Annotated in this window: 18 protein-coding genes; 15 read left to right on the top strand and 3 right to left on the bottom strand. The window is 51.6% G+C overall.

Translation table 11 applies throughout. The features are described from left to right. The first annotated feature begins 334 nt into the window (after positions 1–334). The 5 genes from E3U44_RS02695 (at position 335) to E3U44_RS02675 (ending at position 5320) form a co-directional block, all read left to right on the top strand. Positions 335–898, top strand: a complete 564-nt coding sequence (locus tag E3U44_RS02695) for a Uma2 family endonuclease (protein WP_134356547.1) — start codon at positions 335–337, stop codon at positions 896–898. Between the two features lie 292 nt (positions 899–1190). Further along, complete coding sequence (locus E3U44_RS02690) at positions 1191–1628, top strand: hypothetical protein (RefSeq protein ID WP_134356546.1); 438 nt, start codon at positions 1191–1193, stop codon at positions 1626–1628. Between the two features lie 201 nt (positions 1629–1829). Continuing rightward, complete coding sequence (locus tag E3U44_RS02685) at positions 1830–3242, top strand: hypothetical protein (RefSeq protein WP_134356545.1); 1413 nt, start codon at positions 1830–1832, stop codon at positions 3240–3242. A gap of 288 nt (positions 3243–3530) precedes the next feature. Then, positions 3531–4163, top strand: coding sequence for a hypothetical protein (locus tag E3U44_RS02680; RefSeq protein ID WP_134356544.1), 633 nt, complete (start codon positions 3531–3533; stop codon positions 4161–4163). Between the two features lie 200 nt (positions 4164–4363). Then, positions 4364–5320: a peptidylprolyl isomerase gene (locus E3U44_RS02675; RefSeq protein WP_134356543.1), complete on the top strand. Its 957-nt coding sequence runs from the start codon at positions 4364–4366 to the stop codon at positions 5318–5320. Between the two features lie 71 nt (positions 5321–5391). Here E3U44_RS02675 and E3U44_RS19180 read toward each other — a convergent pair whose 3' ends face one another. Further along, a complete protein-coding gene (locus tag E3U44_RS19180; protein WP_166804985.1) occupies positions 5392–5565 on the bottom strand; it encodes a hypothetical protein in 174 nt (57 codons plus the stop codon). 110 nt (positions 5566–5675) lie between these two features. Between E3U44_RS19180 and E3U44_RS02670 the strand changes: the two genes are divergently transcribed. The 3 genes from E3U44_RS02670 to E3U44_RS02660 are packed head-to-tail and all read left to right on the top strand — an operon-like array spanning position 5676 to position 8579. Then, a complete protein-coding gene (locus E3U44_RS02670; protein ID WP_134356542.1) occupies positions 5676–6455 on the top strand; it encodes an ABC transporter permease in 780 nt (259 codons plus the stop codon). A 24-nt stretch (positions 6456–6479) separates the two neighbouring features. Further along, the gene (locus E3U44_RS02665; RefSeq protein WP_134356541.1) at positions 6480–7670 is read left to right on the top strand and encodes an ABC transporter ATP-binding protein; all 1191 of its coding nucleotides are present in this window, start codon (positions 6480–6482) and stop codon (positions 7668–7670) included. A gap of 12 nt (positions 7671–7682) precedes the next feature. Next, complete coding sequence (locus E3U44_RS02660; RefSeq protein WP_134356540.1) at positions 7683–8579, top strand: lysophospholipid acyltransferase family protein; 897 nt, start codon at positions 7683–7685, stop codon at positions 8577–8579. 110 nt (positions 8580–8689) lie between these two features. Here E3U44_RS02660 and E3U44_RS02655 read toward each other — a convergent pair whose 3' ends face one another. Then, entirely contained in the window at positions 8690–9286 is a 597-nt protein-coding gene (locus tag E3U44_RS02655) for a methyltransferase domain-containing protein (RefSeq protein WP_134356539.1), read from the bottom strand. Between the two features lie 47 nt (positions 9287–9333). Here E3U44_RS02655 and E3U44_RS02650 point away from each other — a divergent pair, with 47 nt between their 5' ends. From E3U44_RS02650 to E3U44_RS02625, 6 genes are all read left to right on the top strand, one after another. Beyond that, positions 9334–13047 carry a methyltransferase domain-containing protein gene (locus tag E3U44_RS02650; RefSeq protein WP_134356538.1) on the top strand — a complete coding sequence of 1238 codons (3714 nt, stop codon included), beginning with the start codon at positions 9334–9336 and terminating at the stop codon, positions 13045–13047. Between the two features lie 115 nt (positions 13048–13162). After that, positions 13163–14083 carry a glycosyltransferase family 2 protein gene (locus tag E3U44_RS02645; protein WP_134356537.1) on the top strand — a complete coding sequence of 307 codons (921 nt, stop codon included), beginning with the start codon at positions 13163–13165 and terminating at the stop codon, positions 14081–14083. A 35-nt stretch (positions 14084–14118) separates the two neighbouring features. Further along, positions 14119–15435, top strand: a complete 1317-nt coding sequence (locus tag E3U44_RS02640; protein WP_134356536.1) for a glycosyltransferase family 2 protein — start codon at positions 14119–14121, stop codon at positions 15433–15435. A 26-nt stretch (positions 15436–15461) separates the two neighbouring features. Then, a complete protein-coding gene (locus tag E3U44_RS02635) occupies positions 15462–16229 on the top strand; it encodes a class I SAM-dependent methyltransferase (RefSeq protein WP_134356535.1) in 768 nt (255 codons plus the stop codon). 7 nt (positions 16230–16236) lie between these two features. Next, complete coding sequence (locus E3U44_RS02630) at positions 16237–17448, top strand: rhamnosyltransferase WsaF family glycosyltransferase (protein ID WP_134356534.1); 1212 nt, start codon at positions 16237–16239, stop codon at positions 17446–17448. Between the two features lie 19 nt (positions 17449–17467). Continuing rightward, positions 17468–19516: an HAD hydrolase-like protein gene (locus E3U44_RS02625; protein WP_240761798.1), complete on the top strand. Its 2049-nt coding sequence runs from the start codon at positions 17468–17470 to the stop codon at positions 19514–19516. Positions 19517–19620: 104 nt separating this feature from the next. Here E3U44_RS02625 and E3U44_RS02620 read toward each other — a convergent pair whose 3' ends face one another. Beyond that, complete coding sequence (locus tag E3U44_RS02620) at positions 19621–21825, bottom strand: glycosyltransferase family 4 protein (protein ID WP_134356532.1); 2205 nt, start codon at positions 21823–21825, stop codon at positions 19621–19623. A 268-nt stretch (positions 21826–22093) separates the two neighbouring features. Between E3U44_RS02620 and E3U44_RS02615 the strand changes: the two genes are divergently transcribed. After that, complete coding sequence (locus E3U44_RS02615; protein ID WP_134356531.1) at positions 22094–23947, top strand: hypothetical protein; 1854 nt, start codon at positions 22094–22096, stop codon at positions 23945–23947. The last annotated feature ends 6 nt before the right edge of the window (positions 23948–23953 follow it).

The following is a 23953-nucleotide window of genomic DNA, read 5'->3' as shown; positions in this document are numbered from 1 at the left end:
TCGCGATGCTCCGTGCACCCCATCTCGTAGGATGGGTAGAGCGTAGCGACCGATTCGCCAAGAGCGAATCGGGTCGTGCTCAGCACGCCCGCAGGGTGCGGGCCAGGGACCAGGGATGGCTTGCAACAAACCCACCGTCTCTAAATTTAGGGCCATTATTATGAGCGTTTATTGCGTCGTCAATATTTGGTGAGCCTGTTTTAACCTAATTCGATTCAAATCATAGTATTGTGTTTTCCAGTGACGGGCTAATTGAATATTTACTTGGCGTCCATTCTCGGCTAAACATGAAGTAAGGACAATGACATTAAGCGGTCATAGAGGCGGAGTTGAGATGCTGGCCCGTAAGCGACATCCTTTTACCGTACAAGATTATCATCGAATGGCCGAAGTGGGTATCCTTCATGAGGATGACCGGGTAGAACTGCTAGACGGGGAAATCCTGGAGATGAGTCCCATTGGGAGCCGTCATGCGGCGGCAGTGGATTATCTAACGGCCTGGCTGAGTCGCGAGGTGGGAGAACGGGCGATTGTGCGGGTGCAAAGCCCTATCCGGCTTTCTCTTTATTCCGAGCCTCAGCCCGACCTTACTCTACTCAAACCGCGCTCAGATTTCTATGCCAGTGCTCATCCGGGTCCGGAAGACGTGCTGTTGCTTATTGAAATGGCAGAGAGTTCTCTAGATGACGACCGGGACCTCAAATTGCCCCGCTATGCCGAGGCCGGTATTTTAGAGAGTTGGATCATTGACCTTCCAGGGCAGCGGCTTTTGGTTTATCGAGAACCTGTGGGACGAAAGTATCAATCTATTCAAGAATATCACTGTAGCGGCAATATTGCCTTAAGGGCTTTTCCCTGGATTTCCCTAGATCTTAAGACGATTTTAGAACTCGACTAGTATAGCAAGCAATCTAGTCGGCATGAAATATGCCTAGTAATCAATAAATACTCACAAATTGCATAATTTTGTTGCTTTAATGCAACATATTGTCTTTTTTGTTTCATTTTGACAAAAAAGACATACAATTGAGTATTGAAGTTACTTGCGAGCGGAGTTATTCTCTGCTAAATAAAGTTAGCTTTCAGGATAAAAAGTGACTTCTAACTCTTTGTATTTAAATCAGCGTCATTAGCGCCAAGTTAGAAGATTGAAAACAGAAGACTTGAAACAACAAGGGGACCTCTTATTCTTGCAAAGTCTATTATTTTTCATTGATGCGTCTTTTCTAACGTATTCAAGAGCTATTTTAATTCTGCCAATTGTCGGGCTGCTGTTGGGATTAAGTGGTTGTAGTTCTCCTCCTCCTGAAGAGGAGGTAGGGCGTCGAGCCTCTGAGCGATGGCAGGCCCTGATCCAGGGGGATTTCAATCGGGCCTATGAGTACTTGAGTCCTGGCTATCGCGCGGTGAACTCTTTTGACCTTTATCGGGCGCGCATCGGCCAAGCAGTCCAATGGAAAGAGGCTACTTTGAAGAATGTTTCCTGTGCTGATAAAGCTTGCGAGGTAACCGTCAACATCCGCTATCGCTATGCCAATCCAAGGGTGGGGAATTACGAAGGGGAAAGACCCATTAAGGAAAAATGGACCGAGGTAGATGGGGAGTGGTGGTTTCTTCCAGAAGATTAATCTGGAGCTTTCACCACTTTAAGTTTTTGATTGCTTTGCACCCTTCGCGCCTTATGAGATGAAGGCAGGAGGCTTTACTAATTTTATGAGGAAAGATAACTAAAGAATCAATTGCCTTAGGCGAATTATTAAGCTAACTTCTTAGGTTCCGTTTAGGTCCTGTTCGGTGGTACTTGACACTCTAAAGAAAAGGAGAATGTGATGAAAAAAACGAAATTGGCCACAGCCGTTTCGCTGGCGCTCGCTGGCTCTGCCGGCGCGCTGAATACTGCCCAGGCGGTAAATATCAACCCCGATGGGTTGGGGGAAGTGCTGCTCTATCCCTATTATACGGTCAGAGATGACCACGATACCTTGATAACCGTGACCAACACCACGCCTGACGTCAAGGCCGTTAAAGTGCGCTTCTTGGATGGCCAAAACACCAAGGAAGTGCTGGATTTCAACCTTTACCTCTCCCCCTTCGATGTTTGGACCGGGGCGCTAGTGGCGACTGAAGAAGGCACCCGGTTAACTACCCCGGACACCTCCTGCACGGTGCCGACAATACCAGAGGCAGGGGTGGAATTCCGGAATTTTGAGTTTGGTGATGATGAACCCGAAGGAGTGGATACCTCCTTAAACAGAACCCGGGAGGGACATCTAGAAATCATCGAAATGGGGGTGGTTGTTGACGAAGGTCCTGACGCTGACTTTACTCCTGCCACGGCGGCCACCCATGTGAACGGCCAACCGGCGGATTGTGCTGCCCTGGAACAATCCTGGGCCAATGGAGTGTGGTCAACCTCTCCTAATGCGAATGTAGAACTCAATCCTGGCGGGCTGTTTGGTCATGGCCTGGTCATCAATGTGAGCCGGGGGACCGCCCATGGCTACAAGGCGACCGCCGTGGATAATTTCTTCTTCTTTGAGCCTTTCCACACTAATCCAGGGAGCTTGCTTCCCGGTGTTGAAAGTGCGGATATAAGTAGTGATGTCTTTGTTTCCCAACAGGGAGCGACCAATGTCCCGACGGTGGTGCAATCAACTTGGAACAGGGGGCTTGATTCCACCAGTTCGGTGCTAATGCATGATTCGGTCATGAACCATTTCGTGACCGATGAGTCCATTGGCGCCGCCACCGATTGGGTCATTACCTTCCCCACCAAGCGCTTCCATATTGCTGGCGACGTTGCTACTCCTCCGTTTACCGAAACTTTCACGGTGAATGGCGCCTGTGAGCCCGTGGGGCTAGCGATTTGGGATCGGGAGGAGCAGACGACCGGGGGGGGAATAGACTTCTCGCCCCAGCCGGCCGGAGGAGTCAATGCCCTGTGCTGGGAGACCAATGTCATTACCTTTAATAACGGCAGCGTCTTGGGTTCCGAGCTGGAATTGAACGTGGATACCTCCTCGGTGGGAGAGGATGGCTGGATGCGTCTTACCTTTAATGATGAAGACCATCGACTGTTAAGCAATGAAGGGAATGAGTTTTTCGGCTTGCCGGTGATTGGCTTTGCGGTCCAGGAATATGTCAATGGCGTCGACCAGGAGGGTGTGCTCATCAACTATGGCGGGATGTTCGACCATAGCTTTAGTCGGCAGATTTCAGGTTCAGGCGCCGAGCTCCAGTAACCTACCTAGATTTTTTATTGCGGCTTGAATTAAAGAGCGGACGGGCCTGCCGGCCCGTCCGCTCTTTATTTATGCCGGCTTGGGCAATGGAAAGTGGGAGAGAGTTGGCGGTTTGCGGCTTAAGGAAGTGCTACCCTGGTCGCTAAGTTAGGCTAGTGTGGGGTTACGTTCCGGTCCCATGGCTTGGGATGATAGGGGCACGCTCACGCTTATATATGGCGAGATTTGCTTTCTTTGAAAGCACGAGGGCGATATAGTGGTATTGCCAGTTATCAAGGAGACGATGAGATGAAAAGTCGCTGTTTTTTAGCTCTAGCGGCCCTGGTAGCAGCCCAGAGCAGTAGTGGTGAGGTTAGAGTGTTTGTGGATGGGGAGCTATTCACTAATTATAAAACCATTGAGATTGTAGCGGATGATTCCGCTGCCCCTCCACCCGTTGATCCTTCCCCAGACCCGGTTGATCCTCCCCCCGACTCGGACGACGACCCTAATACGCCGCCCATTCCGGATGGCTGCTCGACTCCCGAGGGGCTAACGGTCCTGGAAGAACCCATTCCTAATGTGATTACTACTTTCAAAATCAGGCGGAATCAAGCCGTTGCCTTGTCTTTTGACCAGCGGCATTTCAGGGGTGGCAAGGGGCAAATTCAGTTTGCGGAAAACACCCTAGGCCCCAGCCCCCTTAAATGGGCCGTAGTTAGCAGTTGTCCGGGGGACTTCACGGTGACGCCGGGCTGTAGTAAGGAAGCTTTGAATGATCGGATCTTGGTGGATTTCAGCGGCCGGCACAAGGGAGATTCCAGAGTGTGTACCTTGGAAGAGGGCCAGACCTATTGGTTTAATATCCGCCATTTCGATATGACAATGGGACGAGATTCCTGCCCCCAGGGTAAGGCCTGTGCCTTGTTTGTCCGGCCCTAGTCTCCGGAAAAAACGGGGGAAGTAGAGTATTGCGTTTCTCTTTGCCCCTGTTGCTTGCAACCTGCCCCATGCTTATGGGGCAGGTTTTTTTGTGCACGGGTGTTTTGGGGACAGATCCTGCTAGGCGGCCACTTGGGTTAGGCGATAAAATAAGCCCTTATAATTCTGGATGGAAGCTAAAAAATCAAGGGTGATAATGTATGCATGAGATATTCAATTTAAGAGGGCTAGCGTCAATCTTAATCGGGCTGGTGGCGATGGCTTTCGAGGTAGGAGCGGCCAAGCCAGAGAAGGAAGTGCTGATTCGATATGGGGATGTGGTGGTGACGGGGGCGGACTATCGAGCGGAGCTGGCGACGGTGCCTGAGCAATACCGGGCGAATGTGGACGCCAGCGGAGAGCGGATTCACCAATTGCTGGATAAAATTTTTGTCTACCGGGTGCTGGCTCAGGAAGCCCGGGAGCAGGGCCTGGACCAAAATCCGTTGATACAGCAACGAGCCAAATTAGAAGTGGAGGAGATTCTGGGCAAGGCCCGTCTCAGGCAGTTGCGGGAGCAGGCCTTGGCGGACAATCCCGACTTTGAGGCCCTGGCCCGAGAGCGTTATCAAGCCAATACGGAACAATACCAACTGCCGGAGCAGGTCAAGGTTTCCCATATCCTTATCAAGGCCGAAGAGCGTTCCGAGGAAGAGGCAAAGCAATTGGTGGAAAAAGTGCGCAAATTGGCCCTTACCGAAGAAAAGCCCTTTGCAGAACTGGCGGTTGAATATTCGGAAGATTCCTCCGTAAAACGGAACAAAGGGGATCTAGGATTTATCGCCAGAGGCAACACCGTCAAACCCTTCGAAGAAGCCGCTTTTGCCTTGCAACAGCCCGGCGACCTCAGCCCGGTGGTAAAAAGCCGGTTTGGATTCCATATTATCCGCCTTGAGGAACGGCAGCCTGCCCGGACGCAATCCTTTGAGCAGGTTAAAGATAAACTAGTCCAGCAAGCCCAACAAACCTATTTGAACAAAGTGGTACAAACCCATCTCAATCAGATTCGAAATGCCGAAGGCATTCAGATGAATCGGAAAGCCTGGCAGAATCTGAAGCAAGGGTCTCCTGGACAGCGGAGCCCAGAGGCCACGCCTGCGTCGAACTCCGGGGATTGATTTTTTGTTCGCTTTCTCCCTGGAGTCTCAGGGTTGTTCAAGGCTATTGAATATTAGGGTAGAGGCGTGTTTTAGCCGCGATTTAATCCCGAAGGTTCTTGGCGGCTAAAAGCCGCCCCTACATATGTGCAGGTCAGTGGATGGAGGGCGGATAAGCGCAGCGCATCCGCCAAAAACCCCAGGATATCCGCTTTCGCAGGTATGATGACTCCGGGTCTTTTGCGTAAGTCCCAAACATTTTTCATTAACCCCCTCATCCTCACCTTCTCCCGCCAGGGGAGAAGGGACAGAAAAGAGTATTACCTTTGTATTGTGTGAAAAATTCAGTCTAGCAACGGAAGGGGTGTAATTACGCATGTCAGTATGGCAACATCGTGCCCTTTTCCGGCACTTTCTGGTGCGCGAGATCAAGGGCCGCTATCTGGGTAGTTTTAGCGGCTATTTCTGGGTGCTACTTCAACCCTTGGCCCAACTTGCCATCTATTCGCTGGTGTTTACCACCATTTTTCGGGTACGTTTTCCGGAGTTGGAACAGCACAGCTTTGTGGTGTTTGTGGCCATTGCCCTATGGCCCTGGCTGGCTTTCCATGAGGGAATATTACGGGCGACGGTAGCGATTACCAATAATGCCGGGCTTATTAAAAAAATTGCCTTGCCCTATGAGTTATTGGTATATACGGCAGTAGGGGGCAGTTATGCGGTTCATGGGGTAGGATTTTTACTGGTACTGGGGGTGCTTACGATTCTTGGCGCTGAGCTGTCTCTCAGTGCTTTGCCTTTAGTTTTGTTGCTGTTAGGTCTCCTTTTGTTGCTGACTATAGGGGTCGCTCTGATCCTGTCGGTCTTCCAAGTGTTTCTGAAAGATATTGAGCATGTGCTGGCGCCTGTATTCATGCTTTTATTTTATGCTTCGCCGATTTTGTATCCTCTCTCTCTAGTGCCAGAGCCCTTCCGCACGTTGATTTTGGCCAATCCCTTGAGTTATTTTTTCGACCGCTTGCGGGCCTTACTGATGTTTGGGGGATGGAGTCCCTCGGGGGCCGATGTTCTGGCTGTGTTGGGCAGCGTGCTGGTCTTTATGGCGGGGCTTCGATTGTTCCGGCGTTGCTCTGGGCGGTTTGAGGAATTTTTATAGCTGGAGGAGGAATACAATAAGGCCATGACTAAAGAACCTCTAGTGCGGCTTGAGCAAGTCAGCAAGATTTATCCTAAGCTGACTTCCTCCCGGGATCGGCTCCGTGCGCTCTGGGGAGTGTTAAAGAGTAAAGAGGGGTATTCAGGCTACCCCGTGCTGCAAGATATTTCGTTGGAGGTTTACCGGGGGGAAACCCTGGGGATTATTGGGGAGAATGGGGCCGGAAAATCCACTTTGCTAAAACATGTGGCGGGAATCGTCAAGCCCTCCACTGGCAAGGTGCAGGTTTCGGGCCGGATTGGGGCTTTGTTAGAACTGGGAGCGGGTTTTCATCCAGAGTATACGGGACGGGAGAATCTCCAGCTTTCCGGGGCCTTGATGGGAATGAGCGACGTTGAACTTTTGGATAAGCTTGGGGAAATTATCGAATTTGCGGATATCGGTTCTTATATCGATGAACCTATCAAACATTACTCCTCCGGTATGGTGGTGCGGCTTGGATTTGCCTTGATTACTGCGCTGCAGCCTGATTTGCTTATTACCGATGAAGTGCTGGCCGTTGGCGACGAATCGTTTCAGAAGAAATGCATTCGTTGGATGGAAGGTTACCTAGGAAACGGCGGGACCTTACTGCTATGTTCCCATAGCATGTTCCATGTCCAAAAGCTCTGCCAAAAGGCCTGTTGGATCAAAGAAGGACGCATGGTTTCCTATGGGGAAGCTTTTCAGGTCACCCAAGAATATCTAGCCTATCATGAGAAAAAATCTCGCCAGGAAGTTCAGCCCCAGGCCTCCTTATTTTCCGCTGCCTACCAGGTGAAAGCTTTATGGTTGGAGGAGGCTGAGAATAATGAACTTCCTGTGATTTCCATGGGGAAAGATTTTAAAATCAGCGGTGAGCTGTATTCGCCTGATGATAGGGTGCCGACAGTAGCCGTGGGGATTATCCGGGCCAACGGCACCGAAGTATATGGGTTTACCTCCGATATCGATGGTTTTGTACTGAACCGGCGAGAACTTAAGCACTTTCTATTTGCCTTGACGTTTCCCCGTCTTTCTCTCCTGCCAGGCAAATATAAGCTATGTGTCCATGCCATGGATCCAGAGGGAATGCGGCTGTTTGATGTGGTAGAAAGGGAGTTCCAAGTTGTTGGACAGACCCGGGAAATTGGCTTGTGCCGCTTAGAGCATGAGTGGCAAGTAGGCCTGCCCTAGAAAAAAGTTGTAATGGCGATGGGGACGCGGCTGTGTATTCGGCTACGGCAGGAATTTAAGGATCTGGTGGAATTAGTGCTATTGCCAGGGACTGCGATTTTCCTCCCTTGGCCTTTGTGTTTCCGGCTTTACCGCTATTTGAGTCGATATTCATGGCTTTATGGGGAGCAGACGGCACAGGCCCTAGCAGCAGCACAAAGTATTATTCCCGTGGCAGATCCCGCTCGTTGGTGTGCCGCTTACCGCTTAATTCAGCTTGTGGATCATGGGGATCTTTACCTCTCCCTTTTTCGCTCCGATCGTTGGATGTGCAAATACCTGAGTTTTACCGGGTCGGATTGGCCTAAAAATACCCCTTTTCTGGCTATTACCTTCCATTGGGGGACAGGATTGTGGTCTTTGCGTCATCTGCGCAGCCAAGGGATAACGGCGGCCTTTTTATCTGTCCGCCTTGATAAAAAGATTTTTGCTCATCGTCGGGTGGCTTATTACTATGCACGGTTACGACTCCGGGAAGTGGAAAGGGTGGGGTCAGCCCAGGTGATTTATAAAGGAGGCAGCGTGCCTCGCCTGCTTGCAACCCTACGGCAGGGAAAATCTGTGGTGGCACTGATTGATGTTCCCCCTAGCGAAGGGGGGAACTGTTTGCCAGTACAGCTATTTCAGCGCCAGGCCTGGTGGCCCAGTGGGCTGGTCCGGCTAGCGGTGAACGAGGCTATTCCCGCGGTGGCCTTCACGGTCTCCCTCAATCATGCGACGGGACAGCGGTATTTGCATGTTACCGGTCCGTTGCCTAGCCAGGATCAGCATCAACTTGTAGAAGCGTTGGCGGGCTGTTTCTCTGAGGCCATTTCACGGGACTCCCCTGCTTGGCACTTTTGGTGGTTGGTACAAGGGTTTTTTAAATAATAAAATGCCATGGAATTAGAAGCCGTAGGAGAATCTTGCCTTCAGCGAAGAGGGGATTACGCCCGAAGGGTAGTCCCGCCAATAAGGGTTAAATGTTGGGGGTCCCTGTCCTACTTAAATAAGCGAGTTTCTAAGAGCCGGCGCAGCGCATATTGAGCTCGTTCATAGAAACGGGCGGTATAATTGCGCCTGGGTTTCATAAATACCCCGACCGTATCTCCCCAGGGCGCACTATCGGGTTCGGGGTGAGGTTCCCAGTCTGTGCGAACTTCAATCAGTTCTAAGGCGCCGTACTTGGCTAAGGCGGCAAAGCCATCGGGGTAGAAACGCCAACAGTCCACGGGGTAGCGGTGTTCGGGACCCCGGGAGGGGGCAATCAGGAAGATCATCCCGCCAGGCTTGAGCACCCGCACCATTTCTAGCCAAGTCAGCCAAAAGAACTCGATGTGTTCGAAAGCCTGCCCGGAAATAATCAGATCCATATCGTCTGTGGAGAGGGGAAAGCGGTAGGGGGAGGAGAGGACAATATCCACATTGGGGCCTGGGGAAAGATCCATTCCTCTATAGCGCCAGCTTGGCTGCTCGAAAAGGGGGCGGTAACTTCCATTGACGTCATAGCTGCCCAAGTCAAGAATATCGAGGGAGTCGCGGTGACTGAAATAAGCCTCGACGAGGCGAGACATGTGTTGGTAAGAACTAGCGTGCATTATTAATTAACGGTTATAGGTTGTAGTACCTCTCCCAATCAATCATTATGGACCAGTTTTTCTCAGAAAGTCATCTCTATGCCCGGGAGTTAGATCCCCAGGGAGACGATTCCCTGGCTAAAATTGCCCGCCTTATCCGACCCAATACCCAGGTATTGGATTTAGGTACCGGCCCTGGGGTTTTGGGGAAATATTTATCCACAGCATTAAATTGCATTGTGGATGGCGTGGAATTCAGTCTTGAACAAGCCCAGCTAGCCGAACCTTTTTATCGGGATTTGCGGATAGCCGATCTGGAAGGAGTGGATCTAAGGGCGCTTTTTCCCAATTGCTTCACCGGGACCGAATCGAGACATCCAGAAAATGTTCAGAGGGAGGACGAGCATCGCCGTTATGATTATATCGTCTGTGCCGATGTCCTTGAACATTTAAAGGATCCAGGGGCGGTAGTTTCCCAACTGCCCGCCTTATTGAGGCCAAATGGGCGAATCTTGCTATCCATTCCTAATATTGCCCATGCGGGAGTGATTGCTGAACTGCTATCGGGAGAATTTCGCTACCGTCCCGAGGGATTGTTGGATGCCACCCATTTGCGGTTTTTTACTCGCAAATCCCTATTGGAATTTCTCAATCGCCATGATTTGGTTCCCCTTGCGGTAGAGGCAATCCCCTGCGATATGAGAGCGAGTGAATTCCGAGGCTATTATTTAGAGACCTTGCCCCCCGCTATTTATCATTTATTGAAAGCCTACCCTGATGCTTTGACCTATCAATTTATCGTTGAGGCTACACCGGGAAAACAAGCAATTCAAAAACCGGAAGCGACCCCCATTACCCCTGAGTTCCATTTTGCTTGCCAACTCTACTGGCGTTTCGGAAAGGCAGAATATCACCAGGAAAATAGCTGTTGTACCCTCGGTTGTATTGGCGCCGAACACCAGGTGATCCGTTTTTCTATTCCTCCCTTGGCTGAAGTTCCCACCGGGATACGGCTCAATCCCGCCGATCGGCCGGGTTTCATGCGAATTTACCAAATAGACCTTTACGATAAGGAAAATCGCAGTATTTGGCGATGGAATGGTGATAGGGCCCCTTTGCCGGTGAATAAAACCCACCAGATGGAATTCTCCAGTAGTTGGATGACTGCCTTGGGGGTCAATGTCCTGTTAATGGGCAAAGAGACTTACTTTGAATTGTCTCTAGAGACTGAAACCTTAGCGTTATTGCAAGCGGGGGGCGTTTTGGAGTTCCAAATCTCCTGGCCTCAATCCGCTGATTTCATGGCATTGGCCCAACGCCTGGGGCAGAAGGATCGGGAAATACAAGAGCGGGATCGATTATTGCAAGAAAAGGGTCAATTCCTTGCCCATCATAAACGTCAGTTGCAAGAAAAAGAGCAATTGCTTGCAAGTAGTGCTCGAGATCTGCAAGGGCTTCATGAACAAGTCGAGCAGCAGCAGCGGGAACTCGCCGCCTATGAACAGCAGTTGGCCGAAGCCAATGCTTTGGTCCACTATTTAGAAACTCGGCTTGCTTATCAAGAAAGTTTTCGCGGCTGGATGCGCCGACCTTTTCGGCCGTTGAAACGTTGGTATCTAAACCGCCCAAAAATCGAACAGGCCGATTCCCCGTCCATTGATATTGTGATTCCTATTTATAATGCTTATGAACCTCTGTGTTCCTGTTTAGAGAGCATACGCCGCTGCACGGATGAACCTTATCGACTGGTGCTCATCGATGATGCTTCGACCGATAGCCGGATTCAGACCTTATTTGAAGAGCTTAGGACAGCGGGAGAAGAGAATATTGTGCTGCTGCAAAATGAGCACAACCAGGGGTTCGTCGCCACCGCCAATCGGGGAATGTCCATCGGCAGAAATGACGTGGTGCTGTTAAATTCCGATACTTTGGTGACTCAACATTGGCTTAGAAAACTCAAGCGTTGTGCTGCTTCGGACCCCAAAATAGGCACCATTACTCCTTTCTCCAATAATGGGGAAATCTGTTCTTTCCCTGATTTTTGCCGGGAAAATCCCTTCCCTGAAAATCCAGAATTGATCAATCTCGCTATGGATGAGGCCAGGATAGCCGTCTATCCGGAGCTTCCTACCGGGGTTGGGTTTTGCCTATATATCCGCCGGGCGCTTATGGATAGGGTGGGATTATTTGATGTGGATGCTTTTGGCAAGGGGTACGGGGAGGAAAATGATTTATGCATGCGTGCCATAGAAGCGGGCTTTCGGAATGTGCTCTGTAGCGATGCTTATGTGGCCCATAGGGGCGGAGGCTCCTTTGGCCAAGAAAAAAAGGTCATCGCAGAAAAGCAAATGGCGGCGCTGCTGAACAAGCACCCCACCTATTTGGAACAGGTCAATGGTTTTATCAAACAGGATCCGCTCCAGCCGATTCGGCAATTGATTAAAACCCAGCTCCAGATTCTTTCTACCCCTGAAATGCCGGGAGTCCTGCATATTATGCATGGTCATGGGGGACCTGCGGTGCTGCGGGGCCGTGGTGGTGGGATAGGGGCCTATATCAGAAATCTGGCAACATTGATTGGGGGTGAATTTCGACACTATTTGCTGATTGCCTTAGAGCAGGAGTGGGTGGTCAAAGGGCTTATTTCTGGAGAGGAAGAGCAACATTATCGTTTTCAACGCCGGGATGGTGAAACCTGGACTGATTTTTTGGAGACAATGTGTGGGTGGTTGGAGATTAAACTGTGCCACATCCATCACCTTGCCGGTTGCCGTGATGGTTTGCTGGAGGCCTTTGCAGGAACAGTGATTCCCTATGGCGTTAGTGTCCATGATTTCTTTTTGGCATGTCCAACGGTTAATCTTTTGGATGGCAGTGGCCATTATTGTAATGCCACGACCGATCTGGAATTGTGCCGTCAATGTCTTGGCGCGCAAGGATCTTTTGCCCATATCGATATGGAAGAATGGCGCTGGAAACATCAGAAATTTTTATCCAAAGCCGCTTTTGTGTTTGCCCCGTCGGCTTGGGTTAAGCATACCCTTAACCGCTATTTCCCTACGGTTCCTATTACCGTCATTCCTAATATCCCCCATCTAGATCTTCCCAAGCTAAGAGGGGGCGCTCTCCGCGCTTTTTTGCTGCCAAAGGATGGCATCAAGTCCATTGGCGTGCTCGGTGCTATTGGGCCGGTAAAAGGTGCCAGAAAGCTAGAGCAGTTGGTGGCAAAAACCCGGAAGCGAAAATTGCCGCTGCGCTGGGTGGTGATCGGATACACAGATCGTCAAGGCGATCCGCCCGTACCTTATCAAAGCGAGGACCGGGTGTTAACGCTCCATGGCCCTTATGGGCAGGAGGAGTTGCCTGCCTTGCTAGATCATTACGCTGTTTCTCTGGTGGTGTTCCCCTCGGCAGGCCCTGAAACCTTTTCTTATACCCTTTCCGAGGCCTGGGAGGCTGACCGGCCAGTGTTAGCGCCTCCCATAGGCACACTCCAAGAGAGAGTAGTGGAGACGGGGGCAGGTTGGATAATGGAGGATTGGCAGGATGTGGATAAAATCTTGGACCAAATCCTGGAGTTGGTGTCTTCAGAAACTCGGGAATCTTTTATGGCGACCCTGGCGCGAGTCAAGCAGGCCAGCCGTGATGGCGAGGCCCATTTAGAGCCTATAAGGCATCTTGTTATCGAAGGTTACCGACGTTCTTCGGCCCCCTCGCTACCGCCTCGGTTAACAGGAATAGACCCTTTGCGAGTCTATGAAGCCGCCTGTCATGGCCGCTAGACAAGGTTTTTCAATCACCCCGTGGAGGGGCGGCTTTAGCCGCGATTTGTTCCCAAACGTGCTTGGCGGCTAAAGCCAAAGCCGCCTCTATCATGATTTTCAATGGTGCTTAGGGTTGGAGCGAGGAAAAAATTATTGCTGCATCGCGGTCATCATCACTTACCAGCCGGATCGGGAGGACCTGGAACGGCTGCTCCTCGCGGTCTCGCCTCAGGTCGAAGCGGTAGTGGTCGTCGATAACGCCTCGGGAGGGGACATTCCCCAATGGCTGAAGCAACGGGGCGTCGCCAATCTCCATTGCTTAGCGTTGCCTGACAATCAGGGAGTGGCTGCAGCCCAGAACAAGGGGATCGCCTGGGCCAGGGAGCGGGACGCCACCCATGTGGTATTGTTCGACCAGGATAGTTGCCCTGCCCCTGATATGATCGAGCAGTTGTATGGAGCATGGAAGCAGTTGGAGCAGAGGGGACAGCGGGTTTGCGCTCTAGGTCCCAATTATCAAGATCGGAGGCGGCCTCGATCACCGCCCTTTGTTCGGGTGCGGGGACTGATGATCGGGCGTTGCCATTGCCAAAGGGACGATGAGGTGCTGGAAGTGGATCACCTCATTTCCTCCGGGAGCTTGATTCCAATGGCAGTATTAGACAAGGTAGGCGGCATGGTGGAGGCGCTGTTCATCGACTACATCGATATCGAGTGGATATTGCGGGCCAGGCAGAAGGGATATCAGGCCTATGGGGTCTGCGGCGCGAAGATGTTCCACACCCTGGGAGAGGAACCTATTCGCTTTCTGGGGCGTGAAGTCGTGGCTCGAAGCCCCTTGAGGCATTACTACCTGTTCCGTAATGCGATTTGGATCTATCGGCAGAATTGGATCCCTCCTCTTTGGAAGCTGGCCGATGGGTTCCGGTTGTGGCAACGCTTTTTTTTCTATGCCCTGTTCGCTCCACCCCGGCTGAAACAGATCAAAATGATGACTTTAGGGCTTTGGCATGGTCTTTGGGGGCGTATGGGAAGATATGGGGCAGTGGAGTAATCTATGCAGCTCTCTCATTGTTCAAGGACATCGATATGCCCCTGGTAAGCGTGATTATCCCCGCCTACAATCACGAAGGCTACGTCTCCTCGGCGGTGGAGAGCGTGCTTGGCCAAACTCATCAGAATCTGGAACTCATTGTCATCGACGATGCCTCCCAGGACGGTACGTGGGAGAGACTGCAATCTTTCCAGGATAACCGCCTACGCCTGCGCCGACATGATACCAATCGGGGGGCTGACGCCACCCTTAATGAGGCGATGGCCATAGCCCAGGGGGAATACCTTGCTATCCTGAATTCGGATGATGCGTATGACCCCCACCGGCTCGAGCGGTTGCTATCAGTGGCTGAGCAGTCGGGCGGGAACGATGCTTTTGTTTTCAGCAATGTGAACTTCATTGGCCCCTCGGGAAACCAGGTTCACCATCACCCTCGCGCCCAAAGCTATAAAGCATTGTGTGGCCATTGTGAAACATTGAATCCAGCGAATTGGTTCTTCGCCGGCAATCTCGCCATTACCACCTCCAATTTCTTTTTTTCCCGCTCTCTAGCCAATCGGGTCGGCGCTTTTTTTCCTCTGCGCTATACCCACGACTGGGATTGGGCCTTACGGGCCAGCCGGTACAGCGCACCCATCTGGATTCGGGAAAATTTGCTGGCCTATCGTGTCCATGAAGCCAATACCCTGTCCGAAGATGACCTCTGGCGCCATATCCATGAAAACTCCTATATTCAGGCCAAGGCGCTGCTCTCACCGGGATTACGTTTAGGGAATGGCTCGGAAGCGGAAGCCCGGGCGGAAGCCCTCCTCTTGGTATTGATGCAGAATGAGAGCTTACATCCGGTTTCTCTTTTATGTTATTTGATTTATGGTCTTGTGGGGGTGAAAGAGCAGCGCTTGCTGGAGTTTGCGGGTGGCGATGGTGCAAGTTGGCGATTGCAGCAGATGGCGAAGGCGGCTTCCTGCCCCCCAGAGATTTTTCGTTCCATTCAGCAGCTCGCTGATCAGGCCTCCATGCTGGCTGAACGTTGGCAAGTGATACAACAGATGAATGGCGAAATCGCCAACCGAGATCAATGTATTGCCAGCCAAGCGACAATGATTGAGGAGCGTTGGCATATTATCCAGCAGATGAATGATGAAATTGCCAACCGGGATCAGTGTATTGCCAGCCAAGCAGCCATGATTGAGGAGCGCTGGGATATTATCCAGCAGATGAATGGCGAAATTGCCAACCGGGATAGTCAAATCGAAGCGATGCAGGCGGAGATAGCAAAACTGAATGGGAATTTCTTTATCCGGGCAAATCGGTACCTTAAACGGATATGGTCGAAATTTTTGGTGCTTTAGTGGATTGCTGATGAGGGAGGGTATCAATGAGTAGTGAGAGATCTCTGAAATTCCGGCAACGCCAACACAATCGCTACTGGTGGCACCAGGCACCCAATACGGATTATATCCCCATTCCCTACAGCTTTCTTGATGAGAGTGAGTGGTTGTTAGTTCAGGATTGGTTTGAGGATACAGAGCGTCAATACCCCAGTACGGGGGAGGCTAATGTGCCGCCCCTGTCTTTGTTGATTGGACTGATTTCCGGCAGCGCCATCAACCGGATCGTGCAATGCGGCCATTATGTGGGGTACTCGACTTTGCTGTTGGGGTTTCTTCTGCGTAAGATGAACCAAAAAAACGCGCTTTTTTCCATCGATATCGATGAAGGGGTAACGAGATATACGGCAGGTTGGGTTGCCAAGGCGGGATTGGAGGAACAAGTGCGTTTATGTGTTGCCGATTCTGCTGATAGGGAGGGACCTGCCCGGGCATCGGCGTATTTTGGTGATTTGCCGCCCCAACTGGTGTTTATTGATTCCAGTCATCAATATGAGCATACCTTGAAAGAGCTGGACCTATGGTACACTGCGCTGCCCCTGGGGGGGTTGTTGGTTTTGCACGATACCAGCCAGTTTGCGGCAGCGTTTGATTCCACTGGTAAAGGGGGTGTGTTCCGGGCAGTGAGCGAATGGTGTGCGGTTCGGGGGATGACAGGGTTGATGCTTAATTCCTTTGTTACTGGAGGCTCGCCGGGGGATTTCCCCTATGGGGATGGTTGCGGTTTGACCCTCATTCAGAAAAGCTCATTATAGATAGAACATGGCTAGCATAGCCTGGCTTATTCCTAGTCTCATCGAAGGTTCCGGGGGGCACCGTACTTTTCTCCAGCACGCGGATTATCTGCAACAACAGGGTCACCGTTGCTTCTTATACTTGGAAAATCCCGAGCAGTTTTCCAGCGCTCGTCTGCGTAAGGACATCAAACGGATGTTTGGGTATGACTTCCAAGAAGTCCATACCGGTTGGTCCAATATTCAGCCGGTCGAGATGGTGTTCGCCACCGTGTGGTATTCGGCCCGGGTGGTTCATGACCTGCCCTTCCCTTGCGTGAAAGCCTATTTCGTCCAGGATTTTGAAGCCCAGTTCAATCCCATGGGAGATGGCTATCTCATGGCCGAGAACTCTTACCGTTACGGTCTTTATCCGATTACCATCGGCCGCTGGTTGCCGGCCTTGTTGGACCGCCAATTCCGCGTAGCCGCCAGCCATTTCGATTTCTGCGCCGATTTAGAGATTTATCGCCCGCTGCCAGAGCCGAAACGGGAGCTGGCGGTTTGTCTCATCTACCAGCCGGACAAACCCCGCCGCTGCGCGGAACTAGGCATCGAGACCTTGGGCATTATCAAGCATTGTATGCCGGAGGTGAAGGTTTACCTATATGGGTCCAAGGCCAGCAGCCGGGTTTGGTTTGAGCATAAAAACCTGGGTCTATTGAGTCTGGAGGATTGCAATCGTCTCTATAACCGCTGCACCGTAGGCCTGTGCATCAGTTCCACCAACCCCTCCCGTGTTCCCTTTGAAATGATGGCCGCCGGTTTGCCGGTGGTGGAGGTACACCGAGACAACACATTATATGATTTTCCAGAAGAAGCGGTGTTGTTGTGCGAACCCACTCCGGAATCCCTTGCCCAGGGAGTGATGGATATTTTGGTTTCCCCCGAGCGGGCCCAAGCGATGGGCCGAGCAGGGAGCGCTTATATGGCGAACCGGCCCCTGGAATGGGGGCTGGAGCAATTCCAGGCGACGGTTAATCAGTGGCTGATGGGCGTGCAATCGGTACGGCCAGCGCCTACCCCCTTGTACCGCCGGCCTCCCCTGGTCGCCAAAAGGGAGGTTGGAAACTCCCGCCTTCCTGTCACCGAAACTGGGGTGGATCGGGGGCGTCTGGCTTTTTTGCCACCTGCTCCCCGCAAGCTGGTGCGCTTTGTTTACTATCGGCTGCGGCGGGCGCTGGCGGCTGTGAAGGTATAAACAGGGAATGTAGAAAGTGATGGGCCAAAACTATGAATTACTGACCATTGATGTCTGGGATACCCTGCTGCGTCGCCGTTGTCATCCCGATAGTGTGAAGCTGCAAGTGTGCCGTTATGTGGCGCTGAATTATGCCCAATACCTACTTCCTGAGAAGCGGGATAGCTGGACGCTGTTGCGATTGCGCCAGCAGGCGGAAAAGGAGCTGGGAGACGGCAGCCGACAACAGGGCATGGATGACGAATACCGCCATTTGGATGTTTACCGGCGCTGGTTGGCACTGGCAGGACTGGAGCCTTTTCCCTTGGGCAGTGAAGCGCTGGAACAGTTGCTACTGGCCCTGGAGCAGGTGGAAATTTCCCAAGAAAAATTTGTTTCTTACCCGGATCCGACTATTGCCGGGGCGTTAGCCCGCTTTCCTGCCGCTAGGCGGTGCTTTCTTTCGGACTTTTATCTGCCGGCCGTAGCTGTTCGGGCCTTGCTTGCTCATCACGGTATCGTTCATCTAGCGGCGGAGGGGGTGGTGTCCTGTGAGGTGGGTCTGAACAAGCGCTCCGGCCGGCTCTACCAATATCTGCACCAACAGTTTGGTGTCTCGCCAGACCAACATCTGCATGTGGGAGACAACCCTGATGCCGATGTTCGGGCGGCAAAGAAAACCGGTGTTGCGGCGATTCATTTCCAGCCGGAAGAGGAGCACCAAAGACGGCGGCAGCGGGAGGCCCATTTTGACGCTCGTCCCCAGGCGCTACAAGCGGCGATCCAAAACCTGCTCACTTTTTCTCCTTCCTCAGAGTGCGAGCAGCAGGAGATTTACAACTATGGCCGAAAGTGTTCCTTGCTGTTGGTGGGCTTTGTCGCCGGTATCATGGAACGGGCGGTAGCCGATCAGGTAGAAAAGTTGTATTTCTTCACTCGGGAAGGTGAACTTTTTATGGAAATCTACCGCCGTCTGGCAGAATCGGATTTGCTAGGGTTTTCACCGCCGCCCGCCCAGTTGCTCCAAGTTAGCCGCATCGCCACTTTTGCCGGTTCCCTGCGAGAGTTATCCCTGGGGGAGTTGATGCGTCTGTGGAACCAATACAGCATTCAGTCTCTACACGCACTGTTGAAATCCCTGGGGATGGAGTCGGCAGCATTCGCCGAGCAGGCAGTTCGCCATGGTCTGGAGCTGAAGCAACCTATCCGCTATCCTTGGCAGGACGAGCGGGTCAAGGCTTTCCTTGATGATCCTGAGGTCCGAACGGAAATTGAGAGCCATTTAAATATCAAGCGGGAGCAATTATCCGCCTACTTGGAATCTACCGGTTTATTGGATACAACCGGCCGAGTGGGGATTGTGGATATCGGCTGGCGAGGGACGATACAGGATAATCTGGCCCATGCACTGCCCTCAGTGGAGTTGCGGGGCTATTATCTGGGTCTGAATCATTTTCTTAATATCCAACCAGAAAATGTTTGGAAAGAGGCTTTCGGTCCTAATTTGAACAGAGGCGACCCCCATGGGCACTTGCTAGATTTCGTCGCTCCTGTGGAGATGCTGTGTAATTCCCCCTATGGCAGCGTGATAGGCTATGAGATAGACAAGGAGGACGTTCAAATTCATCGTCATGTGGATGAGGGGGAAAATCAGATATACGAAGCTTGCATCCGCCATTTTCAGGCCGGGGTATTGGATTCGGTACCCTTTTGGGCCGATTTTCTGCGTACCCATGCCTATTCATCTGATGAGCTTCGGCCGATGTCCCTGGACATCTGGTCGGAAATTATCCAACGCCCTCCTTCTTTCCTAGCTCAGGCTTATTTTCAACTCAATCATAACGAGACCTTTGGTACGGGGGGGTTCTCCAACAAACAGCAGATGTTAGCCTCCGGAGATGTATTGAAGGCTTTCATTTCCAGGAAACATCGGGAGAAACTACACCAGTTTCTGATGGAAAATGGTTGGGTCTCTGGATTACTGGTTTGCCCCGATGTTGATTCGAACTTTCGCTGGGTGCTGGGTTGGTTTCTGCGGGCACTGAGTATCCGGCGCTGGATTCGGCGTCGATTCTCTCCAAGCCTCTAGTCAGAGGGGTCTCCTGGAGGGGAGAAGAAGGCTGGGGATTTCTTCCCTTAACCCTTAACCATTAAAACTTTTTTCCAGTCTGATAAGGAAAGAACGAACCGAAGTCAGTCATGGCGAAATTCCAATAATGCCGTTGCCAGTGTTGCGGTCAAATCATTTCCCGCCGGAACACTTATGACCGGCACCTTGAGCAGTGCTATTTCAGCCGCCGTGGGCCAGGTTGCATCGCCCGCCTGGGGGAGGTAGATTAAGTCTGAAGCTGCCAGATAGTCTGGGAGGGAAAAGGCGGTTGCTTTATTTGCTCCCGGCGAATCGGTGGCAAAGTGCAAGCGGCGGGGAGCCATCGCCAGTCCCCTCGCTTTTAAGCTCGCTGGGATGGGGAGCATGTTATCTCTTTCCAGCCACAAAAAATACAGATTCCTTTGGCTGCCTGCTTGTTGGATTGCGGCTTGGATAAACACTTGCGCCGCGTCAGGCTGGTTTTTTTGGGCAATGCCCGAGACAATGCGAGCGGCGTCGGGTATTCCAAGCTGTTCTCTCAGACGGGTACGGAGCTTGAGACGGTGATGGGCGCTTTCCCTGATTTGTTCCCCGAGAGCCCGGTCGGGTTCAAGTTCATTCCTGGGGAGCTTGTCTGGGCCCTCCAGGCTGGCGGAAGTGTCACGGGGCGGAGGAGGAGATGTCTGGTTCACTGAATTTTGGTGGCAGCGGGTACGGAAGGCACGGAAAGCCAGGATGATGGCCCGGATGGGCGCAGTCACGCGCCAGGAGTTGGAGTGGCGCAGGGCTGTCAGTTCCCGCTCTAGCACATCGGCACGGGTTTGGTGATGAATAAGGGTATGACTTGTTTGCTCAAGCTGATGGCGGTTTTTTTCTAATTCCCCAGCCTGGCGAATAACTTCCTGTTCCAGCATTGTATAGTTTGAATGGTAGTGGGTCTGGGCGCCTTCGATGCCTAGGGCCAGCCAGCTTCCGGGACCTCCAGTTTTGCTCGGGGTCGGCAGCAGGGCCTGGTAATCCTTTACCATGTCTTTCGCCTGGCGTACGGGGTGGGTGCCTAGATGGCGGGCGACGTGGATGAGGGGCGTGGGATCCTGGGCCAGGGAAGCAACCAATTCGGTCAAGCTGTGAACGTCAGGTTCGTAGAGGAAGCCGTTTATGCCGTGGTGGATGCGCTCGGCGAAAGCGCCTAGGTTGGTGGCGAGAGTAGGGATGCCCAGCGCCCACATTTCGCTGAGGGTATAGCTGAAAGTTTCCGGCAGGGTGGAGAGGAGGAGAGCACAATCCGGTGCGAAATCCTGAACTAAGGGACCTAGATCGGCGAAGTCGTAGTCCGGGATGAGAGTGATACCCTCCATGGCAGCGAAGGATTGGCCGAACATGCCACAGCCAAGGAGGAGGAGTTCAGCCTGATCGGCGAGTTGAGGTAGGGCGTCCCGCAACAGTGGTAGGCCCTTATGAGGTTCCAAGCGGCCGGGGACGAGGAGCCGCAATTTGCGGGTTTTATCTGCTTGGATGCGCTTTCCCCCACCTTCTTCTGTAAGAGGTAGAGGGGGGCGATTAGGGCAACCCATTCTTGCTGGGTCAATGCCGTGGGCAATGAAATGACAAGCTTTGCGGGCGATTTCGGGATAAAGCCGGTACAGCCTATCCTGTGCCGTGTAGCTAGGGGCCACAAGGCGAACTTCGGGTTTGAGGAGCGCGGCCGCGTAAGCCCGGCGCATAGCGAGCCAGTCTTCGGTTACGGAGTTGTGCCAGCATTCGTTCTGGGGATTGGACCGTAGGCAAGTAGTGAGGCTTTCCTCATTGCATTGCTGGCAGGGGGCGTTGAAGTAACCGAACATAGCCGGGCAGTAGGGATAGAGATCGTGCAGCACTCGCAGGGTGGGTAGGCCGGTTGTGAGGGCTTCCAGGGAATGCCCAATTAGAGAGGAGACAACAACGGTCTCCACCGCCAAGCCGGTGAGGAGGTCTGAGAGTATGGCCCCATATTGGGAGTGGGTAATACCGGTAGCAGGAATCGGAGGGGTGAGTTTCCATGCCGCAAGGGGTGTTTCTGGATAGGCCGGGTCCACCAGTTCTAAGGTATGGCCGAAAACATTGCGGTCGCTGCGAGAATACAGGATGAGGTTGCGCTGCTCGGGACAGTGTCGGATAAAGTCCTCAGTCCAGCGGGCAATACCACCGCCCCAGCTGTGGAGGATGTGGAGCAGGACCCCTTTCGGGATATGAGCTGCGGTTAGGGGCGATGCCGGGGACGGTTGGGCTTGCTTCCTGGCGGTAGGCAGGTCGGTGCTGTTTTTGTCCAAGTTTTACTCCGGTTTATTGTTGGTTATACTGCCTCTGGGTAGAGCCCTCGCCCTAGAGGGTTTATGGCTGCATGATTACCTATTCAGTTCCAAGCTATTTTAAATTATGAGCGTACCCTACGGCATCGCTGCTTCAGGGTTATAGGGAATTTCCCTAGCTAAAACCAGATATGAATTAGCGATCGGGGATAGGGTATTGGATTCCAGTAGAGGATTTCTGGCATGAACCCACATTACCGGCAAATTAAAGAGGCTGGACGGAAAAACGATGACTGAGAAAAATGACAATTATTCCCGGAATTTTAGCCAGGGCCCCACTACAGTTACTGCCGCCCACCAGGCACAGGGATTATGGGCGTTTGATAATTGTGTTGTTTTTCCCTTACCAAGACGGCGGCTCCTTTTAAAGAGTAAGCGGACTGATAATAGGGTAGTAGTTTCTGTAGAAGTATTTCAGATCCTCCAGCTTTGTCGGCAGTTTAGAACACTTGAAGACCATATTGCCCAAATAAAGAAAATGAATCCGGCGCTGGCGGAGCGCCAGTCTGAAATCAGCCAAGTTTTTAATAAATTTATTGAACAGCACTTTATGATTTCAGCCAAGGATTTAGTTGCAAATTTGCAGTATAAGGGCAGAGTTTCCCATCAAACCCCTTTGTTTGGGATTTTGGTGCGTACTTGCGACCGACCCAAGCAGTTAGCCCGTTTAGTGAAAAGTTTTGCTGAGAGTGAATCTCACCATGGGCGGCACTATCGGTATTTAGTAATGGATGATTCCAGAAGTCCAGAAAATAGGGCTAAGAATCAGATAGTGGTAGGAGAGATCAGCAAGAATCATCATCTCGATATCCATTATTACGGGCGGGAAGAACAGCAAAAACGCATCACTACCTTGATCAGTGCCTTTCCAGAACATCAGGAAACCATCCAATGGTTGTTAGGCGGCCATGAGGAGGATACCCGTTTTTCTGGGGGCAGACTCTGGAATTACATGTTATTGTTAACTGCTGGGAAGCGGTTTCTGACCATTGACGATGACATGATTTGCCAGACTCGCCTGGCCCCCCACCATCAAAATAGGTTGGAAATTTCACAAAGACAACGGGAAGTTCAATTTTTTCTGGATCGGGCTGATCTATTAGCAAGAACTACGGTATCCAATATCGATCCTATCGAACAATCTTCCGAGGTTCTTGGCTGTTCTATCGATAAGGCGATTCATCATTTTTCTGCAGTTAAACTGCAGGAGCAGGCCTTTAAAGATCTTGGCAGTGATCAAATAGAGACTTTACATGCCGATTCCAAAATTCTTTTAACTCAATGTGGGGTTTTCGGCGATCCTGGAACCGTCTCAACCAGCTGGATATATGAACTTGAGGGGTCAGCAAGATCGCAGCTGGTTGAGAATCTAGAAGCTTATGAGATATTACGTGCTAGCCGGCATTTATGGTTGGGATCTTCCTCATTTCATTTTTTACCCACTACTTCGCTGCTCAGCACCCTTACGGGGTTTGACAATCAGGAGATGCTGCCCTGTACAAGTCCCTATTTTCGCAACGAGGATCACTTATTTGGAACCTTAGTTAAAGCTTTATATCCGAGTTCAGTGGCACTTGAGTTTCCGTGGGGATTACTGCATCTTCCTGAACCTGAACGAACTTGGAATCAAGAATCCTTAGACAAGCCTGAAAATGTAGGTGTGCTAGGGTTTTTAGCGGATGTGGCCAACAATTCCATGGGGAATTGCTATGCCAATGATTCCTTCCAAAGGTTAACTTTTTTAGCAGAAACTTATTTGGGTTTAGCGGATGCGAATGAGGATGTTCTTACAGCGGGGATTGAAGAAAACCTTATTCACGCTAGAGTTGGAAAGGTAAATCATTTGCAAACCCAATTAGATACCTACCAAAATCAGCCCCCCTATTGGGCCAGTGATGTGAAACGCCTATTGCTAGCGGGCAGTAACGCCTTAGTCCATCGTGAAGAGCAGCTCATTCCCGAGGTTGCTGCAGGCAGTGAGAGAGCCGTCCAGGTAGCGCTAGTCAGAACTATGCTTCGCCAGTTTGCTTCGGCATTGAAGATATGGCCGTTGCTATGGAATTTTTGTAAAGAAAACAGCTAGAAATTT

Source organism: Nitrosococcus wardiae (assembly GCF_004421105.1).
Classification (GTDB): Bacteria; Pseudomonadota; Gammaproteobacteria; order Nitrosococcales; family Nitrosococcaceae; genus Nitrosococcus; species Nitrosococcus wardiae.
Note: the sequence above shows the minus strand (reverse complement) of the source record. Positions and strands in the feature narration are given on the sequence as shown.

Coding starts and splice junctions, on each gene's coding strand:
- E3U44_RS02695 (WP_134356547.1), top strand. CDS start 335: ATGCTGGCCCGTAAGCGACATCCTTTTACCGTACAAGATTATCATCGA.
- E3U44_RS02685 (WP_134356545.1), top strand. CDS start 1,830: ATGAAAAAAACGAAATTGGCCACAGCCGTTTCGCTGGCGCTCGCTGGC.
- E3U44_RS02680 (WP_134356544.1), top strand. CDS start 3,531: ATGAAAAGTCGCTGTTTTTTAGCTCTAGCGGCCCTGGTAGCAGCCCAG.
- E3U44_RS02675 (WP_134356543.1), top strand. CDS start 4,364: ATGCATGAGATATTCAATTTAAGAGGGCTAGCGTCAATCTTAATCGGG.
- E3U44_RS19180 (WP_166804985.1), bottom strand. CDS start 5,565: ATGAAAAATGTTTGGGACTTACGCAAAAGACCCGGAGTCATCATACCT.
- E3U44_RS02670 (WP_134356542.1), top strand. CDS start 5,676: ATGTCAGTATGGCAACATCGTGCCCTTTTCCGGCACTTTCTGGTGCGC.
- E3U44_RS02665 (WP_134356541.1), top strand. CDS start 6,480: ATGACTAAAGAACCTCTAGTGCGGCTTGAGCAAGTCAGCAAGATTTAT.
- E3U44_RS02660 (WP_134356540.1), top strand. CDS start 7,683: ATGGCGATGGGGACGCGGCTGTGTATTCGGCTACGGCAGGAATTTAAG.
- E3U44_RS02655 (WP_134356539.1), bottom strand. CDS start 9,286: ATGCACGCTAGTTCTTACCAACACATGTCTCGCCTCGTCGAGGCTTAT.
- E3U44_RS02650 (WP_134356538.1), top strand. CDS start 9,334: ATGGACCAGTTTTTCTCAGAAAGTCATCTCTATGCCCGGGAGTTAGAT.
- E3U44_RS02640 (WP_134356536.1), top strand. CDS start 14,119: ATGCCCCTGGTAAGCGTGATTATCCCCGCCTACAATCACGAAGGCTAC.
- E3U44_RS02635 (WP_134356535.1), top strand. CDS start 15,462: ATGAGTAGTGAGAGATCTCTGAAATTCCGGCAACGCCAACACAATCGC.
- E3U44_RS02630 (WP_134356534.1), top strand. CDS start 16,237: ATGGCTAGCATAGCCTGGCTTATTCCTAGTCTCATCGAAGGTTCCGGG.
- E3U44_RS02625 (WP_240761798.1), top strand. CDS start 17,468: ATGGGCCAAAACTATGAATTACTGACCATTGATGTCTGGGATACCCTG.
- E3U44_RS02615 (WP_134356531.1), top strand. CDS start 22,094: ATGACTGAGAAAAATGACAATTATTCCCGGAATTTTAGCCAGGGCCCC.